Annotated in this window: 1 protein-coding gene; it reads right to left on the reverse strand. The window is 67.9% G+C overall.

What is annotated here, in order from left to right; genetic code table 11:
• Positions 1 to 55 precede the first annotated feature (55 nt).
• Positions 56 to 21,964: an SDR family NAD(P)-dependent oxidoreductase gene (locus tag OHA42_RS27435; RefSeq protein WP_406230694.1), complete on the reverse strand. Its 21,909-nt coding sequence runs from the start codon at positions 21,962 to 21,964 to the stop codon at positions 56 to 58.
• Positions 21,965 to 22,100 lie beyond the last annotated feature (136 nt).

Here is a 22,100-nt window from a genome sequence, read left to right on the forward strand (position 1 = left end):
CTCGGCTCCGACATGCGCGCAGCGCACCGGCACACGACTCCCGCACTTCGCTCGTTCATACCAGTGGCTCCACGCGTAGGAACGACGCGGTGGGCACTGTCGGCGCGGCTGTGGTGGGCACCGACGAAAGCACGAACCGGGGCCCAGGATCGGTCGATGTGCTCGGAACCGTTTTCGGCAGCATGAAGCTCCTCTTGCGGAAGACGGGTGGCGACAGCGGGTTACGCACCGGACGGTGCGCCCCAGGTGCCTCTTCGACGATCAGGTGGGCATTGGTGCCACCGAACCCGAACGAGCTGACCCCCGCGGCACGGGGCCTGCCGTCGTCGGTGCGCCACTGGCGCAACTCGCGGTTGATGTACAGCGGTGACCCGGCGAACGCGAAACGCGGGTTGAGGTTTTCGCAGTGCAGCGAAGGCGGCAGCGCACCATGGTGCACCGCGAGAATCGTTTTCACCGCGCCGGCAATACCGGCCGCCGAAAGTAGATGGCCGATATTGGTTTTCACGCTGCCGACCGCACACGGTTGGGTACCGCGTGAACGGTCGCCGAGTACGGTCGCCAAGGCCTTCAGTTCGATCGGGTCGCCGATCATGGTCCCGGTGCCGTGCGCTTCGATATACGACAGCGCGTCGGGCGACATGCCCGCCGTGTCGAGGGCGGCGGTGATGACCTCGATCTGCGCATGCATATTGGGTGTGGTGATGCCCATCGTGTGCCCGTCGTTGCCGATCGCCGAGCCGCGCAGCACCGCGTAGATCCGGTCTCCGTCGCGGACCGCGTCGTCGAGACGCTTGAGCAACAGCAATGCCGCGCCCTCCCCCGGCACGAAACCGTCGGCGTGCTCGGAGAAGGTGGCGCAACGGCCGTTCGGCGACAGCACACCGGCTGCGGCCAGGGTCACGAACGGTGCCTCGTCCAGCAGCACCTCGACGCCACCGGCCAGTGCCGCGTCGAGTTCGCCCGCGCGCAGCGCCTGGCAGGCCAGGTGCACCGATACCAGCGACGACGAGCAGGCGCTGTCCAGTATGAGATTGCCCGCATGCCAATCGAAATAGTCGGAGATACGGGCGGCGATGAAGTTCTGCCCGATGCCGACGATGGTGTGCCGGTCGGCGACCGGGATGCGGTCGAAGTAGTTGGCCGCACGACTACCCGCATACACCCCGATCCGGCGACCCGCGAGCTCGTCACGGTGATAGCCGGCATCCGCGGTCGCCAGCACGGATGCTTCCAGCAGCAGCCGCTGCAGAGGGTCCATCTGCCAAGCGAGCGCGTCACTGATCCCGAAGAACCCTGGATCGAACAGGTCGACGCCGTCGACGAAGCCGCCCCATTTGCTGTTGGTCGATCCCGGACCTCCGGTCGGGTGGTAGTACCGCGCGGGATCCCAGCGTGCCGGATCGACCTCGCGGATACCGGATTCGCCTGCCGCGAGCAGGCGCCAGAAGGCATTTGGGTCGTCGCCGCCCGGCAGGCGGCAGCCGATTCCGACAACGGCGATCGGCGCGACCGAGCCATTACGCTGCGTGTCCGATGCCGGCAGTGCGCCGGTACGATGCGGGCCCGCGCCGTTGGTCGCGCCACCGTCGACTGCGCCCCGCGGATCTGGATCGCCATGGGGTTGCGCCCGCTTCGGATGTGATGGGGCGGCGAACAGATCCGGATGCTGGTCGGTCAGTAGATCGGCCAGTGCGTCCAGGGTGGGGTACTCCAGCACCAGCGCGGGGTCGAAAGGTTGTCCGGTCACCTTCTCGATGCGGCGTACCGCAGAAGCGATGAGCACGGAGTCGGCGCCGTACTCGTCGAAACGCTTGTGCCCCTCGAAACGGGCGGGCGCGAGCTTCAGCTCATCGGAGAAGATTCGCAACAACTCCTGATAGGCCCGACTCGATCCGCCGTGTGCGGCCGCATCGACGGCAGGCGTAGCCACGGCCGGACCGGAGACCGCGTTGCGCTTCGACCGATGAAGCGAGAGTTGCAGTGGCGCACCGTGATAGGGCAGGACGACCGGCGTGTCGGGCAGGCCGAGGATGCCGTCCAGGAGATCGAAGCCCTCCGCTGCCGTCATCGTCGGCAATTCGGTCGACCGATAGGCCGACGTCGTCACCGCACCGAACCCGGTGCCGCGGAAAGACGGCCACTCGATCGAACGGAACCACGTGCGGCCGTTGGCGTGCTGGGCCTCGGCAAAGCGGTCCAGGTGTGCGTTGGCCATCGCGTAGTCGGACAATCCGACCGCGAGACCGGGCAGGACGGCCGAGACCGAGGAGAACAGCACGAAGAAGTCCGGTCGATCAGCGGCGAGCACCGCGGCGAGCACCGCCGTTCCGGCAATCTTCGGCGCCAGAACGTCTGCCACCGCGGGCGCGGTCTTGCGGACGAAGGCGGGACTCTCCACGGAAACAGCGCCCGCGCAGTGCAATACGCCGCCGATCGGGCCGAGCTCACGCCGGACCTCGGCGAAGAAATGGGTCAATGCCGACTCGTCGGTGAGGTCGCCGAAATAGGTGCGTATCGCGACACCTCGGTCGCGCAGCGCGGACAGCCGCCGCACCTTGGCCGCGTGCGGCCCATCCGAGTCGGCCAGTCCTGGCCATTCGGATTCGGGCGGCAGTGCCTCCCGTCCTAGAACGGCCAGCCGGCGCGCGCCGCGCTCCACGAGCATGGCCGCGAATTCCGCACCGAGGCCGCGGGTTCCGCCGGTCACGACATAGGTGCGTGCGGGATCGACGACGAGTCCGCTGCGCGGTGCCACCGGTTCGAGCCCGACGGTCACACGTCGCCCGCCCTGGTACCGCACGCGCGGGGCATCGTCACCCACAGACGCGCACTCCGCGCCGAGGATCTCGATCAGCGAGTGCGGATCCGCGCAGACGGCGCCGCGGTGGGCGACCAGATGCACACTGCGGGTGTGTACATCGCCGATCTCATCGGCGAGAGCCGCGACCAGTCCGGCGAGCGGCGTGCACTCCGGCCCGTCCGTGCCCGGGGTGCCCGCCGCCACATGCAGCAGTGACAGAGCACGCGAACGACCGTCGATCACGCCCTGGTACAAGCCCATTCGGCCGAGATCAGCAGTCGGTCGGTGACCCGAGGGCAACGGGGCGAGATCGCAGAGATCGATCACGCTGTCGGTGTCCGGGTATCGAGCCAGCAGTGCACGACCGAGTTGGGCGCCCGCTGCGAAGTCGGTACGGTCGAGGTCACCGTCTCGTGGGGCATCGGTGACCCGGATCAGGCGCAGCGGTTCCCCGAGTGTTGCCCGCAGTGTCTCGACGAAGGATGCGGGTGTCCGGGCGTCGTACAAGACCAGCGGCAGGCGGTCGCGTACATCACCGCGGCCGGGTTCCGCAGGCCGCCACACCGGAACGAGTGCACGCCGTTCCGCGTGCACGGCAACCGCTTCCGCCCCGGTGGCGATGGTTTCGAAGGTGGCGCTGCGGGCCGACCCATTCCTGGCACGCGTTCCGGCATCGACGGTGGCTCCGAGATCGGCAACGCTTGCTGCCGGCGCCGCGGAGGATGTTGCGGCGTCCGCCGTCGGACCATCGTTTCGGTCCACAACATCGGGAATCCAGTAGCGTTCGCTGGCGAACGGATAGGTCGGTAGCGGGATCCGGCGATGGGATTCGTTGTTACACACGGTCTCCCAATCGATCTCGGCACCGTTGAGCCAGTCCGCGATGCGGTGATCGGCGGCCGCTCGCGCCGAACCGCGTGCGCCGGGCGCGTCTTCGACCCAGGTACGAACCGCTGCCCGGAGTTCGTCCAGATCGCGAGCTATGAACGCGGTTCGCGCGCTGCCCGCCAGCCTGCCGACCTGCATTGTGTGCGCAAGATCGGCCAGGTTCGGCCGTTGGGTGGTGAGGAAACGATCCAGTGCCGCAACGTATTCGGTGAGACGATCCGCATCCCGTGCCGACACGGGCACGATCTGATCGTCGACCCATCGGGTGACCGGGCGCTGGTCCACGTATTCTTCGAGCACGACATTCGCATTGGATCCCCCGGCGCCGAATGAGCTGATGGTCGCCCGGCGCGGCTGCTCGGGACCACCGGACGGCCACGGCAGCGGTCGCTCGGGAATCCGGAACGGAGTGCTCGCGAAGTCGATGTTCGGGTTGGCCGGCGTCGCGTGCAGTGAGGGCACGATGGTCTCGTGGCGCAATTGGAGCAGCACCTTGGTCAGTGCCGCCACACCTGCCGCGGCCTCCAGATGCCCGATGTTGGACTTCACCGAGCCGATGGGCAGCTCGGCCCGCTCGGTTCCGCCGAATACCTTGGACAGGCCGGCAATTTCGATGGGGTCGCCGAGTGCGGTTCCGGTGCCGTGTGCCTCGATGTAGGACACCGAATCCGGATCGACACCGCCGGTGCGTAGCGCCGAACGGATCACCGCCGCCTGCACCGTCGGATTGGGCACCGTGAAGCCGTTCACCCGGCCGCCATGGTTCACCGCGGTGCCCTTGATGACCGCGTGGATGGTGTCGCCGTCTGCCTCGGCGTCGGCCAGCGGCCGCAGCACGAGCGCGCCGACCCCCTCTCCAGCCACATATCCGTCGCCGCCCGCTCCGAAGGATCGGCAGCGCCCGTCGGTCGAGGCGAACTGCCCCTGGCTCAACGCCACGAACTTGTACGGGTGCAGCGACAGGTTGACCCCGCCGACCACGGCCATCCGGCACTCCCCGGTCCGCAAGCTCTGGCAGGCCAGATGCAGCGCGGTCAGCGAGGAGGAACACGCCGTGTCCACCGCCATACTCGGCCCCTGGAAGTCGAGCGCGTGCGACACCCGATTGGCGACACTCCAGAAAGTCGAAGCGGGCAACGTGCCGCGTCCCAGCCGCGACTCCTCCGCGCCGAACATCTGGTAGGTGCCCCACATGATGCCGACGAATACCCCGGCCTCTTCGGGGCGCATACCGCGCCGCGCCAGATCGGCCCTCGTATGTCCCGCGTCTTCCAAAGCGGCCCAAGCTGTCTGCAGGAAGAGTCGTTCCTGCGGATCCATCACCTCCGCCTCACGCGGCGAGATCGCGAAGAACAGCGGATCGAAACAATCGACATCGTCGAGGAACCCGCCCCAGTTGGTGTAGGAGGTATACGGGTTGTGCCGATCCGGGACGAAGTATCGCGAGTGATCCCACCGCTCTCGCGGAATCTCGGTAATGCAGTCGCGCCCCTCGAGCAGGACTCGCCAATACTCTTCCAGTCCGTCCGCCCCCGGATACCGACCGCTCACACCCACAATGGCGATATCCCCGACGCCCGCGCCCGAACGCTCCCGCCTGGACGGCTCGAGCCCGGTGATCCGTAGCGCCTCCGTATCGGCCGGGCTCGACGCGGAGACCTCATGCTGTCGCGAAACCGCTTCGTGAGCTGGCGCGTTCACGGATCCGGGCGAACTGCGAACTAAACCGTTCGCGTTCAACTCGCCCCGCTGTGCAACCGAGGTGCGCCCTGGCTCATCCTGGGCTGCGGACGAGTCATGGGCGGCACGTTCCGCGGACACTTCGTACTGCTGCGCAAGCGAATCCCGTGCCGACACACCCACCGGTGCGGGCGCGTTTACGGTAGGTACCCCGTCCGGCAGCGAAACCGGCTCTTGCACAGCAGTTCCCAGCTGCACGAGCAGATCGATGACCGCACGCGGGGTCGGATACTCGAAAGCCAGCGTGGCGGGCAGGCGGTGCCCGACGGCGCGAGACAGCTCGTCCCGGATCTCGATGGCCGCGACCGAATCCAGGCCGAGTTCGTGCAGTGGGCGATCGAGGTCGGCGTCGGGAGCCAGGCCGATACAGTGCCGGACCAGTGCCGCCATCTCGGCGTCGCATCCGTTCCGGTCGTGGATGACCCTGCGCTCCACCGTCACGGAAGACGGGGCCGGCGGCAGTGTGCCGCCGGCGGCGAGGCCCGCCAGCACGTCGGGCACCTCGACACCGGACCGGCGCAGGGCGGGCAGGTCGAGCGGCAGTGCCATCAGGGTGCCACTCTCCGAATCCATCGTGTGCGAAAGGATTTCGAGCGCACGACGCTCGGAGAGTAGGTGGTAGCCGCGGCGGGCGAGGCGTTGCACATCGCCGGCGCCGAGCCGGTCCACCATGCCTGTTCCGGCCCAGGGTCCCCAGGCGATCGATAGCGCGGGTAGGCCAGCGGCGCGGCGCAGCTCGGCCAATCCGTCCAGGAACGCGTTGGCCGCACCGTAGCTCGACTGGCCGGGCAGGCCGACCACCGCGGACGCCGAGGAGAACAGCAGGAAAAACCGCAGTGCGCGCAGTGCGGTCAGCTCGTGCAGATGCCAGGCGCCGTGTAATTTCGGCGCGAGAACGCGGCCGAGTCGGGTCGCGGACTGCTCGGCGATCACCCCGTCATCGAGCACACCCGCCAGGTGAACAACCCCGGCCAGCGGTGCGAGTTCACGGTCGATCCAGTCCAAGGTTGCCGCTACCGCAGCACGATCGGCCACGTCGAGAGTGCGGATCTCGATATGCGCGCCACGTTCTCTGAGCTCGGTGATCAGCTGGAGTGCCGGGGCGTCCGGGGCGTTGCGCCCGGCCAGGACCAGGCTTCGGGTGCCGCGGTCGACGAACCAGCGGGCCAGGGTCCGGCCGATTCCGCCGAGCCCCCCGGTGATCAGCACCGTCCCCTCGGTGCTCAGCACCGTCTGCGTGGTGGCCGCGCTGCCGAAACCGTTCCGTCCTGGCTCCGGCCGGGATCGCTGGGCGGGAACAAGTCGCGGCAGCAGCCGCCTTCCGCCGCGCAACGCGAGTTGTCGACGAGGTGTGGTCGAGAGTAGCTCGACAACAACAGCTTCCACATCTGCTGCCGTTCGATCGTCGAGATCTATTATCCGGCAACCGATTTCGTGCTGCTCGAGGTGAGCGCTGCGGGCAAAGCCCCACAGTGCGGACTGATCCGGCGCTACCCGATCGGCTGCGTCCACCTGCTGGCCGTTGCGGGTGAGCAGCCACAGTGCGGGTTCACCGTTCACGGCCGCGGCCTGCACCAGGTGCAGTGCGCCGAGGACCACCTGCTGAGCCCGGTCCGGCGTCATGTCATCGGCGGCCGACACCGGCGTCGTGTAGACAATGCCGCGCAGCGGCGTTCGCCCGTCGCTTGCCGCGCCGAGCAAGGCCCGCACCGCCGCCGGTCTGCCGAGGTCCACTTCGAACTCGTCGTCCGCGAGGAACCCGAATCCGGGGCCGGGCCGCGCTACCACGCAGTGTGCGCCCGATGCCCGCAGACCGGCTGCGACCGCGTCGCCGGGGCCGCCCACGGTGCCGACGACGAGCCAGCGGCCCGCCGCAGCGACTTCTGTGACCGGGCCGGCATCTTGCCAAGCCATGCGGTAGACATCCTGAAGGGCTGCCTCGCCGTGGGTGGTCGGCGACAGCTGGACTGCGAGTCGAGCGTCAGAGCGGTCGGTGGCCGTCCGCACCACTCGCAGACCGTCGGCGATCAGCACGGGAGCACCCTCCTCGTCGAGCAGCAGAACGTCGGCGACGCACAGCTGCGGCGTCTGCTCGAGAACACGCACGTGGCCGTATCGGATTCGCCCGCCGACGGCCGGAACGCTCACCCGGTCGATGGCCATGGGCATCCAGGTGTGCGTCCCCGCCTGCGGCGCCATCGCGGCATAGGTTGCCTGCAAGGCCGCATCGAGCAGGACTGGTGGCAGCAGGTCGGCGTCGGGGTCGGGATCCGACATCCTGACCACAGCTTCTCGATCACCGGTCCGAACCTCGACGACACGCTGGAACGCCGGACCGTAGTGCAGACCGGCGACGGCGAGCATTCGGTAGAAGTCGTCGGCGGATTGCGTTGCAGTGCAACGATTCAACAGATCGGTGACGGTGAACTCGACAGCGGTTCGGATGGCGCCCGTGGACACCTGCGCACGAGCGTGGGTGTGCCAGCCGTCCCCCGCGCGGCTCGCGACCTCCACGGTGAAACCGGCGACCTGCGGCGCGAAACGTAGCTGAACGAGATGGTCCGCCGTCAGCATCAGACCGCTGGCGATCACGAGATCTTCGATCGTGACGACCTCGGTACCGGTCACCTCCTGTGCCGTCGCCACGATGGTCGCGACGAACCACGCGGCGGGAACCACCACGTCATGACCGACCACGTGATCGGACAGATAGCGTGGTGCGGCCGGCGCGAGGGTCATAGCGAAATGCGTGACGTCGCCGGGCAAGTCGAGACGGCGCGGAAGGTACGGAAGCGGCATGTGTACTGCTGCAGTAGACGTGGTGGCGGTCGGTCGATGAAGATCATCTCCGAGTCGGTGCGCGGCCGCGTCCGGCTCGTTCGGACTCAGCGCCTTGGGCTTGCGGGGCTGGTCGACCCAGTACCGCTGCCGCTGGAAGGGGTAGGTCGGGGCGAGGACCCGTCGTGGCGCGTGCGGCCGGTGCACGCGTTCCCAATCGATGGCGACGCCGCCGATGTACAGCTGCGCCAGCGCATCCGCTGTCATCTCCCGGTCGTCGCGGCCGCGCCGCAATGCCGCGACAAACCTCGCGGGACCCTCGATCGCGCGACTGCCGAGCGCCGAAAGCGTTGGTTGCGCACCGATTTCGAGGAAGGTGCCGATCCCGAGTTCGGTCAGGGCCCGCATCCCCTGCACGAAGCGAACCGGCTGTCGAGCCTGTCGCGCCCAGTACTCTGCCGTGAGCTCGCCGGCACGCAAGGGGGCACCGGTCACATTCGAGATCATCGGGATCGCGGGATCCCGCAGCACGGTGCGCCGTGCGGCTTCGGCCAGATCATCGAGAATCGGGTCCATCAGAGGTGAATGGAACGCGTGCGACACAGTCAGGGCAGTTGCGCGAATTCCTGCCGCTACCAAGTCATCCCGCAGCAATCCGAGCGTGCTGCGCGGCCCGGCGACGACGACCTGAGCCGGGCTGTTGAATCCGGCGATCGTCGCCGCGGGCGCATAGCGTTCGAGTGCCGGGGCGAGCGCCGCCGAATCGGCCTCGACCGCCAGCATTCCGCCACCATCCGGCAGGCTTTGCATCAGCCTGCCGCGCACGGCGATCAAGCGCAGCGCATCGTCTACCCGCATCGCGTCGGCCGCGCATGCGGCCACATACTCTCCGACGCTGTGGCCCAGCACTGCGGCGGGCACAATCCCCCAGTCACGCCACATCTCCCACAGCGCCCACTCCACCGCGAACAGCGCAGGCTGGGTGAATACCGTACGGCCGAGCGTGTCTGCGGACGCACGGTCACCGTACAAGGCATCGAGCAGCCCCATTCCATCGCTGATCGGCCCCAGCACGTCGTCGCAGTGCTGCAATGCCCGCCGGAACACCGGTTCGGTCTCGAACAATCCTCTGGCCATGCCCGGATACTGGGATCCCTGCCCGGTGAACAGCACTGCGATCTTCGGTGCGGCCGAGGCGCGCTCGACCCGGCCCCGCAGCACCGACCGTGCATCCGCTGCCGCAGCGCGCAACCGAGCGGCGGCGGTATCCGCCGTTGCCGCGACCACAGCCAGGCGCTCCTCGAAGTGGGTGCGCCCGGTAGCGGCCGTGTAGGCGAAATCGGCGAGCTCGCCGACGGCCCCACTCAAATGGTCCGCCCAGCCGTTCGCCGACTCGATCAGTGCGGCGTCATCACGCGCTGAGACGACCAGCACCTGTGGTGCCGAAGCGGAGTGACGACGAACGGGTTCCGGTGCGGCCTGTTGCAGAATGAGGTGCGCATTGGTCCCGCTCATTCCGAACGAGCTGACACCGACCGCGCGACGGCGGCCGGTCTCGGGCCACGCTCGCGGCTCCCGCACAACCTCCAGCGGTAGCCCCGACCAATCGATGAGTGGATTGGGCGTGTGGAAATGCAGGCTCGGCGGAATTTTCGCGTGCTGCACCATCAGGACGGCCTTGATCACACCGGCGACACCGGCCGCCCCTTCGGTGTGCCCGATATTCGTTTTGACGGAGCCGATGAGCAGCGGCACAGTGCGGTGCTCGCCGTAGACCTCGGCAAGTGCCGCCGCCTCGATCGGATCGCCCAACGGTGTGCCGGTGCCGTGAGCTTCCACGTAGTCGACTTCACCGGGCCGGATTCCCGCTTGCCCCATGGCGTCCCGGATGACCCGCTGCTGGGCCCGGCCGTTGGGTGCGGTGAGCCCGTTGGACCTGCCGTCGTGATTCACCCCGATACCGCGCACAACCGCGAGCACCCGGTCGCCGTGTTCGCGGGCCGCGGACAGTCGTGTCAGTACGAGCACACCGCAACCGTCCGCGCGGACATAGCCGTCGGCGTCGGCGTCGAACGCCCGCGACCGGCCGTCCGGCGATAGTGACGCCAGACGGCAGAACCCGATCGTGGTTTCCGGTGCCAGCTGCAGATTGACCCCACCCACCAGCGCCAGATCGCAGCGCCCCGCCCGCAGGCCGTCCCACGCCGACTGCACGGCGACCAGCGACGAGGAGCATGCCGTGTCGAGCGTGACCGCGGGACCCTGCAACCCGAGCGCGTAGGCCACCCGGCCGGCCGCGACGCTCGGCGCCGAACCGATCACGGAGTAAGCGCCGATCGACGCCGGATCCGTTGCCTGCGTGGGCGTTCCGGGATACTCACTGAAACACAAGCCGACGAACACTCCGGTCCGGCTGCCCGCCAAACTCCCCGGCGCCCGCCCGGACCGCTCCAGCGCCGCCCAGCTCGTTTCCAATAGCAGGCGCTGCTGCGGATCCATAGCCCTTGCCTCGGCCGCGCTGATGCCGAAGAAAGCGGGATCGAATTCGTCGGCGCCGTCGACGAATCCACCCCATCGGGTGTACATCGTGCCGAGGGCGGCGGGGTCCGGGTCGTAGAAGGCGTCGATGTCCCAGCGCTGCGGCGGGACCTCGGTGATCGCGTCCCGGCCCGCCCACAGCAGCTCCCAGAACTCCTCCGGGGTACGCACGCCGCCCGGGAACCGGCAGGCCATGCCCACGATGACGATCGGATCGTCGTCCTCGCCACCGATGTGGGTGGCGTCATCGGCGTCTCGTTCGTGCCGAACGGCGGTCCCCACCCCCTCGATCCGGTAGTCGATCTCCGGTTGGTCGAGGTGATCTGCCCGGTCCGAGTGGGCGACCTGGCCCACGCCGTTCGAGTGATCGAGTTCGATGTCAGCGCCCTTGCGCTGCAACAACTTCGCTATTTCACCTACGGTGGGGTAGTCGAATACGAGGCCGGCGGGCAGGGGTGCACCGATCTCTGTGACCAGTGCGGCACGCAACTCCATTCCGGTCAGCGAGTCGACGCCGATGTCGTGCAACGGCAGATCCGGATCGAGTTCGGCGGTCCGATCCAGCACACGCATCGCGATGCGCTGTACGAGCGCTATCCAACGGCCCGCATCTCGCTGTGTAGCCGCACTTTCCGAAGGATGCCGCACGTTCACCTGCCCCGTAGTCGCACCAGCATCGATAGGTCGTGTGTCCGGGATCGGCTCCCGTTTCGCCTCCGCGACCGAAACGCGAGCCGGATAGGCGGTGTACCAACGATCGGCCGAGAAATCGAAGACGCCCGCACAAGGACTGTCGACCGAAAGCAATCGGTCCAATGCCGCGGCAGCGTCCGCCACCCGCAGCGGCGGCAGCCCTCGCCGGTCCAGGCGTTGGGTGAGTTCGGGCCGCCCTGCCGCCATCCCGACATCGGCAAAAGGTCCCCACACGATGCTCAGCGCGGACAGCCCGTCGGCACGCCGCCGCCAGGCCAAGGCGTCGAGCGCCGCATTGGCGGCGGCATAGTTCGCCTGCCCCGGAGTGCCCAGCCACCCCGCGACCGACGAGTAGGTGATGAACAGATCCAGCTCCATGCCGCGCGTCAGCTCGTCCAGATGCTGGGCCGCAAGGTATTTCGGGCCGAGGACCCTCTGGAAGCGACGCCAGGACAATTCGGTGACAACGCCGTCATCGAGCACGCCCGCGCAATGGACCACACCCCGCAGCGGCGGCAACCCCGATTCCTCGAACCCGGCGAGCAATTCCGCCACCGCTGCCCGATCCGCGACGTCGACCTGACGAGTCACCACGTGAAGTCCGTCGGCCCGCAGCGAAGCCACGAGCCGATCGCCCGCGTCATCCGGTCCGCGCCTGCCGACCAGCAGCACTGTGCGTGCCCCGCGTGCGGCGAGCCACCGGGCCGCTGCCGCGCCGAGTCCGCCGAATCCGCCCGTGACCAAGTAAGTGCCGGTGCCAGCGACCGTTCGGATGCCGTCGGGCGTCGCGCGAGTAGTCTTGCGTTGCAAGGCAATAGGACCAGAATGCTGGTGTCGCCACAAGGAACGGAACGCGGTCTCCGCGTCGTCCGCCTCGTACACCGCCGGTTGGTCCCGGACAGCCAGCGTACCGTTGTCGAACAGTTCCAGCACCGTGCGCAAGATCGTGCCCAGGCGTTCTGGATCGGCCGAATTCGGATCGACCACTCGGTAATCGATGCCGTGCCCGGCCTGTGCCCCGTCCTCGCGCCGGGACTGGCCCGGATCATCAATATCGATGAATCGTCCATGTGGGCCGACGATCTTTGCGGCACTTGCGGTGAACTCGCCCGCGATCGCATTGAATACGACATCGGGACCTCGGCCGTCGGTGAGCGCGTCGAGTTGGTCGCCCACACCGTGCATGCGCCAGGTGTCGACCTGCGGGATATCGAGTCCGACGCCTGCCGCCCATCGGCTGAGGGCGACCGTGCCGAGCACGTGCGCCCCCGCCCACCCGGCCAACTGCACGGCGGCCGTGCCGATTCCGTTCGCGGGAGCGTGCACCAGGACATGCTCACCCACCCGCACACCCGCGACATCGAAGAGCCCGTACCACGCGCTAACGAACGCGGCCGGGATGGTGGCACCCTCGGTGAACGTCATCCGCGCAGGCAGCGGCGCCACCAGCCGGTGGTCCACCGTGACGTAACGCGCGAAACTGCCACTCGCCAACGCCACCACACGCTCACCGACGCGGAACTCGGTGACGCCCGCGCCCAGCGCGGTCACGCGGCCCGAGCATTCCAGGCCGAGCGGCGCGGGAGCATCCGGGTGAGTGCCCAACGCCAGCCATAGGTCACGCGGGTTCAGACCGGTGGCCTCGACCGCGATTTCCACGTCGCCCGGCCCCGGCGCGCGACGGGCGGTCGAATCCCAGCGCAATCGGCCCAGGTCACCGGATCGGTGGGCCACCAGGTGGAAGTTGTCCGCCACATCCGAATCCAGCACTCCGTCCGCCAGGTGAGCGGCATGCCACCGGCCGTCCCGGACGGCGAGTTCACGGTCTTCGATCCCGGCGACGAAGCCGGCTGTGACCAGCGTCGTGTCGACCGCGCTTTCTGCCTCCAAATCGACGAGGCGACAAGCGAATTCGGGATGCTCGATGGCAAGAGTTCGGCCCAACCCCCAGATCATGGCCTGCTCCGGGTCGGGGCGGTCGGCGTCGGAGACGCGTTGGGCACCCACCGTGAGCAGCCACAGCGTGGACGGCACGCGGTCGGCACCGTCCAGCGCGCGGGCGAGCCGCAGTACTGTGCCGACCCGGACGGCCGCGGAACCGGCGGTCCACGCGTAGACGATGCCACCCAACGGTGCACCGGAGAGGATCGCCGCGAAGTTCGCCTCGCCGGGCTCGATCGACAACCCCTCGCCGAGAATATCTTCCGGACGCACCACGCTGATCTCGATATTTCGCGCCGACAGCCCGGCGGCGACTGCCTCCCCCGCCGGTCCGTCACTGAACACCAGCCATCGATCTGCGGCGCCCCTGCCGACGGGGAGTTGTTCACCGATAGCGATCGGTGTCCACTCGAGACGATGGAACAGCCGCTCGATGCGGGCTCCCGCATGCTCGGGACCAGCGGTTTCTCCGCGCAGGGTTGGAGTTCGCGCACCCCCTGGGGCTGCCGCATACCCGGGACCAGCGGCCGCTCCGCGCAGGACTGGAGTTCGCGCACCCCCTGGGGCTGTCACGTTCCGCAGGGCTTCGGCATCTCCTCGGGCTGCGGTATCCCACAGAGCTTCGGCGTGCCCTAGGGCTGCAGTGTTCCTGAGGGCTTCAGCATCCCGTGGGCCTGCGGCATCCCGTAGGGCTTCGGCATCCCGTGCGGCCGCGGCGCCCCCCGCCGCAATGAGGCACGCTCCTCCGATTGTCGCAATCGTGCGTCCGTCGCTGTCGATCAGCGTCGCGTCACCGACGATCACTCGGGCACCGCGATCGGTCACGCGAACACGGCAGCGCACCAGGTCACCGGCCGTACATTCACTGTCGGACAATGCAATTCGATCGATCGAAACAGGCAGATATAGCGTGTCCGGATCGGCGGTCAGCACGATGCTGTGCAAACAGGCGTCGAGCAGAACTGGATCCAACGAAACAGAATCCCTCGCAGAGGCCCGCAGCGAGGTTTCCGATTCGGTCGCGCTGATCCGCCGAAACCCGGCAGCACACCGGTAGTCCTCGCTCAACCACAGCCCCCACTCCGCCACCCGGCCGTAATACGCAGCCCATGCCGCGCCATCCCCGGCGTCCCGGTCGTCGCGTGGGACATGGTGGAGAGGTCGTCTGGCCGCTTGCCGCAGCCATGACCCACTCGGAGCCGGTTCCCGATGGCGGGCAGCCGCACGTAGCGCCGCCCGAGCGAAAGGATTCGACTCGGGTTCGATGCCGGAGGTACTGATGAAGTGCGCGTCGTATCCGGCTGCCACAGCCTCGATTCGGATCTCGACCGTGCCAACGGATGGGACCGCGAGCGGCGATGTCAGCCGCACATGGGTGATCTCCCAGCGATCGGCCCCGGGCAGCTCGGCCGCGATCCGGGCGAGTTGCGCGACCATCCACGCCGCTGGCACCGTGGGCGCGCCGTGCAGCTGGTGCCCGCTGAACATCTCCGGCTCGACCGCGAGCACGCTGGTCGACAGCTTGCCGACCGGCTGCTCACGCACATTGTCGTCGACCGGCCGTACGGGCGTGAGGTCGAGCCAATGGCGCTTGCGCTGGAACGGATAGGTCGGCAGTTCGATTCGTCGCCATGTTCGGTCGGAATGCACTGCATGCCAGTCGATATCGGCACCCTCGACGTACCGGAGAGCCATTGTCGACAATTCGACGGAGCCGGTGGCTCGGTCCACAACTGTGCCTGCGGCGCTGCTCCCGGTAGCCACCGACTCGAGGGCCGCACGCAGTTGTGCGGTGGTGTCGACAATGATCGCCACTCGCTCGGCGAAATGCGTGCGGCCGGTATTCGCGCAGGCACAAAGGTCGTGGAGTCTCGTATCAGGATCTGCGGTCAGCAGATCCCGATATCGACCGGCCAGTTCACGCAATCCGTCCGCACTCTTCGCGGACAGGGCCAGCAGGTGCCCGTCGGTGTGGTCGGGGGTGTCGGTGTGTGGCGGAACGGGGGCTTCTTCGAGGACGACATGCGCATTCGTGCCACTGATGCCGAACGCGCTCACTCCCGCCCGACGTGGCCGTGACGAACGCGGCCACGCCCGCTCCTTCGCGACGACTCGCACACCGATGTCGTCCCAGTCGATGTGCGGATTCCCGGATCGGAAATGCAGGGACGGGGGGATCCGGTCGTGCCGCATGGACTCGACCACCTTGATGATGTTGGCGATCCCGGCCGCGGCCTGTGTGTGCCCGATATTCGACTTCACCGAGCCGATCAACAGCGGTGTGCTGTCGGGCCGTTCGCTGGTCAGTGCCGAGGCGAGTGCGTTCACTTCGATCGGATCGCCGAGCGCCGTTCCCGTCCCGTGCGTCTCGACATAGTCGATGTCGGACGCCGTCAACGTCGCGTCCGCGAGCGCCGCCCGGATCACCCTTTCCTGTGCGGGACCGTTCGGCGCGCTCAAACCCTGGCTGCGGCCATCGGAATTGACCGCCGAACCCCGCACCAGGGCAAGTACTCGATCCCCATCGCGGCGCGCGTCCGACAATCGTTTGAGCACCAGCGTTCCCGCACCATCGCTCCACACCACACCGTCGGCGCGGGCGTCGAAGCTCTTACACCGACCGTCCGCGGCCAGCCCGCGCGCCCGCGCAAAATAGATGTCCAGCGAGGGTGTCAGAACCACGGTCGCACCGCAGGCGAGTGCCAGATCGGATTCCCCGCGCCGCAGGCTCTGCATCGCCAAGTGCACCGTCACCAACGACGAGGAGCACGCGGTGTCAATAGTCAGGCTCGGACCATTCAGACCGAGGAAATACGACAACCGGCCCGACGCGACACTCGCCAGATTCCCTGTGCCGAACCACGCATTCGGCGCCACGCCGGCCCGCGCCATCCGTTCGGCATAGTCGGTCGACATCACACCGACGAAGACACCGGTGCGGCTCCCGGTCAGCAGGTCCGCCGGATACCCCGCGTGTTCCAATGCCTCCCACGATGTTTCGAGTAGCAACCGCTGTTGCGGATCGAGCATCCGTGCCTCGCCGACCGAAATATCGAAGAACCCTGCATCGAACTCTTCGACACCGTCGACGAACCCGCCCCACCGGGTATACGTCTTCCCCTCGACATCCGGATCCGCATGGAAGTACGCCTCGACGTCCCACCGATCCGCGGGAACCTCGGTAACCGCATCGGTTTCCTCCGACACCAGCCGCCATAGATCGCCGGGGCCCCGGACCCCACCCGGGTACCGGCATCCCATCCCGATAATCGCGATCGCATCGTCGTACTCACTCGATCCGGCGACATCCTGAACCTGCCGACCCTCGACCTCGGGCCGCCCAGCCTGTTGCGGCCGAGCAGAGGCAGTGACCCGTTCGGCTCCGGCGAAGGTCGGGGCCGAAGCGCGGTCGGGTTCATGCGTCGCCGCGGCGAGCTCGGCTTCATCGGTTGCGGCAAAGGTCGTCGGGTGGTCGGGTTCGCGCACTGCTTTGCCCGCTGCGCGCGGCACGGGCCGTTCGGCTGCGAGTCGGGCGATCTCGTCTGCCACGGCGGCAACGGTCGGATGGTCGAAGAGCAGCGTGGCGGGTAGCCGGACCCCGAGTTCCGATGACAAGGTGTTCCGAAGCTCCACTGCGATCATCGAATCCAGTCCGAACTCACGGAGTGGGGTGCGGTCGGCGACCGGAGTCTTGCGGCCCAGCGCTGTGGTGGCGTGGGCGCGGACCGTGGCCAGGTAGTCCGTCACCGGGGGGTGCGCGGCAGAAGTCGGTTGCGTGGCCACCATTGATCGGGTGGCAAGGGCAGGCGGGTAAACGGCGACGACGCCGTCAACAGCCAACAGCGACTTCAGGGTTCGGACACCGTCCTCGACGTCGAGCTGTGCGACGCCGTGGCGCTCCCAGGCGTGGCGGGCCGCCGCGTTCAGGCCGCGCGCCATGCCGGTGTCTGCCCATGGTCCCCATTGGATGCTCAGGGCGGCCAGGCCACTGGCAATCCGGACGCGGGCGAGTGCATCGAGGTACGCGTTCGCGGCCGCGTAGTTTCCTTGACCTGCGATGCCAACGATGGCGCTGGCCGAGGAGAACAGCACGAAAAGGTCGAGCGCATGGGCAGCGGTGAGCTCGTGCAGATTCCAGGCCCCGTCCGCCTTGCCCGCGAACACCCGACGCACCCGCTCAGGGGACTGCTCGATCAACAACGCGTCGTCCAGTGCTCCAGCGCAGTGCACAACCCCGGCCAATCGAGGCAGCTGGCCACCGAATCGGGAGATCAAGGTAGACAGTGCAGCTCGATCAGCGACGTCGACCTGCACCGTCTCGACTCGGGCGCCGAGCGCCGAGATGCCCGCAATCGCTACTGCGGCTTCCGCATTCGGACCATTCCTGCCCGCCAGCACCACGGTTCCGGCGCCCGCCTCGGCAAGTGCGCGCGCCGCGAGCAGACCCAACGCCCCCAACCCGCCGGTGATCAAATAGGCTGCGGCCCTGTCGAGTTCCATCGCATCGCTGAACTCCGGCAGGCGTGGCGCATGAAGCCCGTCAGCGCGGTGCGTGGTGTCAGGATCGTTCAGCCCCGCCGCGTCGGCGGGCGCCACCAAACGTGGGACATAGCGATCTCGTCCTCGCAGTGCAATCGTGGGATCGACGGCAGCGGTGCGGAGTTCCGCGACGAGCCTGCGGTCATCGGATCGAGCGCGATCCGGCAGATCGATCAGACGGCAACGCAGATCCGGAAGTTCGGTGCGCACCACCGCCCCGAATGCGCACAGCGCGGCGGCCGCCGGACGCACTCGCTCGCCCGGCGTTACGGCGATGCCAGCAGTGGTGACCAGGTACAGGGGGCCGTCGTGCGCAATACGGGCCAGGGACTGCACGACTTCGACAGCGAGCTCGGTTTCGACACGCGCCGTAATCGCGCTGTCGTCTGCCTCGGCGTCACCGAGATAGACAACCGCCCGACCAGCCTCGCCGAGCATTCCGGCGAAGGCGGTCCGGTCGGCCGTCCGGTCGATCCGGACAGCCTGGTGACCCGCCTTGCGAAGTGCCTCGGCCAACCGATCCGCCTGCTCACCGGTCCCGATGACCAGCCACGAATTCGGCGCGACCACACCGGGTTCGGCCACCGCCCGCTCCCAGGCCGAGAGGTGAACCAGGTCCGGCGTGACGACCCGCTCCTGCGCCGGTCGACCGAATCCCGTCTTCGCGTACCACACATCTTCGATATCGCAGATGAGGTCGCCGTCGTCATCGAAGACCTGGATTCGATTCGTTCGGCCGGTGCGCGTCGCGAGCGCCCACGCCGTCTCGACCTCGTCCGTGCGGTGCACGCGCAATCTGCCGATACCGACCGGCAATTGCCCGGATTCCCCCTGCCGGGTCACCAACGCGAGCCCGGTTTGCACGGCAGCGTCGAGCAGGCACGGCAGCAGCGCCTGCGGTTCATCGGCCAGCTCTGCGGGGCGAGACAGCTTGGCCAGCATGAAGTCACCGCCAGCACGCAGCTGTTCGATCCACCGAAACCGGGGGCCGAACGTCAGGCCTGTCTCGGTGCAGTTCCGATAGAACTCGGCGACATCCCATTCCGCGGCGTCGCTGTGCTCGGCCGCGGCGAGGTCGGTCGTGTCCCCTGGCCGGATCCGTTCCCAACGCACCGCCGACGCGGAAACAGCCGCCGCCCCACCGGTTTCGACGCAGAACCTGATATCGACGCGACCATCAGCCGCATCGACCACCGGCGCGGCGAGCTGGTCCAATGGAACCGGTCGTACGACAACGAAATCGACCAGCTCACGATCCGCGCCGGCGGCTCGCAGTGCTGCCCACGCCAGATATGCCGCAGGCACCACCGGCCGATCCTGGAACCGATGTTCGGCGAGGTAACCGGTGTCCACCGGCGCATCAGCACTCAGCGGCGGCGTTTGACGCTCCCGCGCAAACGGGTAGGTCGGCAGTCCGTTGCGTCGCCGTGCCGACACCGGCACCACCGCTGTCCAGTTGACATCCGCTCCAGCACAGTAGATCTCGCCGAGGCTCGTAAGGATCGTCGTGTCGTCGGACGAGGAGCGGCGCAGGCTCGGCAGCCACATCGCCTCGGGATCCACTTGTCGCGCGAAGTCCAGCAGCACCGGATGCGGCCCCACTTCGAGATACGCGTCCACGTCGAAGTCCGCTACCGTCCGCATGCTCTCCGCGAAACGCACTGTCCTGCGGGCATGTTCGCGCCAATACCTGGCATTCATCGCCGCGGCCTCGAGCAACTGCCCGGTCACATTCGACACCAGCGGGATCGAGGTGATCCGGGATGGCTCTGCCACCAGCTCGGCCGCCTTCGCTTCGAAGTCGTCGAGAATCGGGTCCAGCAATGGCGAATGGAACGCTGTCGTGCCGGGCAACGAGACGGCACGAATGGCACGCTCGGCAGCCAAGTCTCGGACTCGCCGCACCGCGGCCTCCGTGCCGGAGACAACGAACTGCCGCGGCCCGTTGACGGCCGCCACCGCCAGGCTCGGTGCGAGTTCAGCGAGCAGATCCGCGAACTCGGCCTGCGCGCCGAACACTGCGGCCATTGCGCCCCGTTGCGACACGGCCTGCATCAGCCGTCCGCGCGCGGCCGCCAGCCGCAACCCTTCCTCGGGGTCGAGTACTCCGGCGACCGTCGCCGCCACCAGCTCGCCGAGACTGTGTCCGAGCACGACATCCGGGCGAATCCCCCACGCAGCCCACAGTTCGACACACGCCCACTCGACCGCGAATAGCGCCGGTTGGGCGTATTCGGTGCGCGTCAGCACCTCGTCGTTCGCCTCGAATAGCAGTGCCCGCAGCCGCAGACCACCGGGCAGCACACCGAGGATGTCGTCACAGCGATCCAGTGCCGCCCGGAATGCCGGGTGACGCTCGTACAGCGCCGCTCCCATGCCCGCGTACTGCGCGCCCTGGCCCGTGAACAGCATGGCGACCCGCGGATTCCGCTCGTGCGGCAACCCCGCACGGTGTTGCGGCGCCGCGAGCCGGCCTGCCGCCTCGGCCGAGGTCGATGCGACGATCGCACGCCGGTGCGCGAAGTGTGTTCGCCCGAGCGCCGCGGTGGCGCCGATGTCGGCGAGTGGCAGCTTCGTGCGTGTCAATACCGAGCCGTACCGCGCGGTGAGTGCCTCGAGGGCCGCTTCGGACCGCGCCGAAAGGGCCAGCACCGCAGGCATTTCAGGGACCGTTGCGCTTTCGGTGGACGCGGCCGCCGCCTCGAGCACCACGTGCGCGTTGGTCCCAGCGAACCCGAACGAACTCACTCCGGCCAACCGCGGCTGGTCCGCCTCCGGCCATTCGACATCACGCGTCGGCACCGCCAATGCCGTGCCGTCGAGCGCGATTCGCGGATTCATCGTGTCGAATTCGTGCTGGCGCAGGATCTGTCCCCGCTGCAACAGCAGCACTGTCTTGATCAGTCCCGCGATCCCCGCGGCCGCTTCCAGATGCCCGATCTGCGACTTCACCGAGCCGAGCAAGCACACCGACTCGTCGGACCGCGGCGCACCCAGAACCTCGGACAACGCTTCGAATTCGATCGGATCTCCGAGTGGGGTTCCCGTTCCATGGGTCTCCACATAGCCGATCTGCGCCGCGTCACAACCCGCGTCGGCGAGTGCCGCGCGCAGCAACTCCCGCTGTGCCACGGGATTCGGCGCGGTCAGCCCCATCGACCGACCATCGTGGTTCACGCTCGAGCCTCGAACGAGCGCACGAATCTCGTCGCCGTCCGCGATCGCGCGCGACAGCCGTTTGAGCACGATCACGCCCGCGCCTTCACCGCGCACGTACCCGTTCGCTCGTGCGTCGAACGGTCGGCACCGGCCGTCGGCCGACAATGCGCCCATCCGCGACAACGCCGCCGAAGTCAGCTCGGACTGCAGCAGATTCACCCCACCGGCCAACGCGACGTCGCACTCCCCCGACCGCAGGCTGCGACACGCTTGGTGCACGGCGACCAGGGATGACGAGCAGGCTGTGTCGAGAGCGACGACGGGACCGCGCAAGCCGAGCAGATAGGCCACCCGTCCCGCGACGACGCTCGACATCGTTCCGGTGAGCGTGTGCGCGTCGACCGACCGCACCCAGTCCGGCGTGATGGTCCGCTGATACTCCTGCCAACTGACGCCCAAGAAGACGCCGGTTCTCGTCGAGGCCGCACTTTCGGGCAGTAGCGCAGCGTCTTCCATTGCCTCCCAGGCAACTTCGAGCACAAGACGTTGCTGCGGATCCATCGCGGCGGCCTCCCGAGGCGCGATTCCGAAGAATTCGGTGTCGATCGCGTCGATCGGCGCGTCGAGCAACCCGGCCCGGCGCAGTCCGCTCTGCGGTGCCGGATCGGTGAGCGGCCACCGTTCCGCCGGGACCTCGACGATGGCGTCGCGCCCCGAGATCAGCAGGTCCCAGTAGTTGTCCGGATTGTCCGCGCCGCCGGGAAACCGGCAGCCGATCCCCACGACGGCGATCGGTTCGTGCGCGTGCCGCTTTGCCTCCAACTCCTGAATCCGGCGTAGTGCCCGCGTCAGCAAGACCCGTAGGCCATACCCGTCATCCACCATTTGTGCCGCCAACCACAATCACACCGGGAGTTGTGACGAGGAACATACGACGACCCCGGATTGGCGTCAATCACTAGGAGTGTGCACAAAAGTAGCTCAAGTTACCAACGGGTAGCTTGTTGCTAAGCAAATGATG

Source organism: Nocardia sp. NBC_01009, from assembly GCF_045208035.1.
Lineage (GTDB): Bacteria > Actinomycetota > Actinomycetes > Mycobacteriales > Mycobacteriaceae > Nocardia.

Coding starts and splice junctions, on each gene's coding strand:
- OHA42_RS27435 (WP_406230694.1), bottom strand. CDS start 21,964: ATGGTGGATGACGGGTATGGCCTACGGGTCTTGCTGACGCGGGCACTA.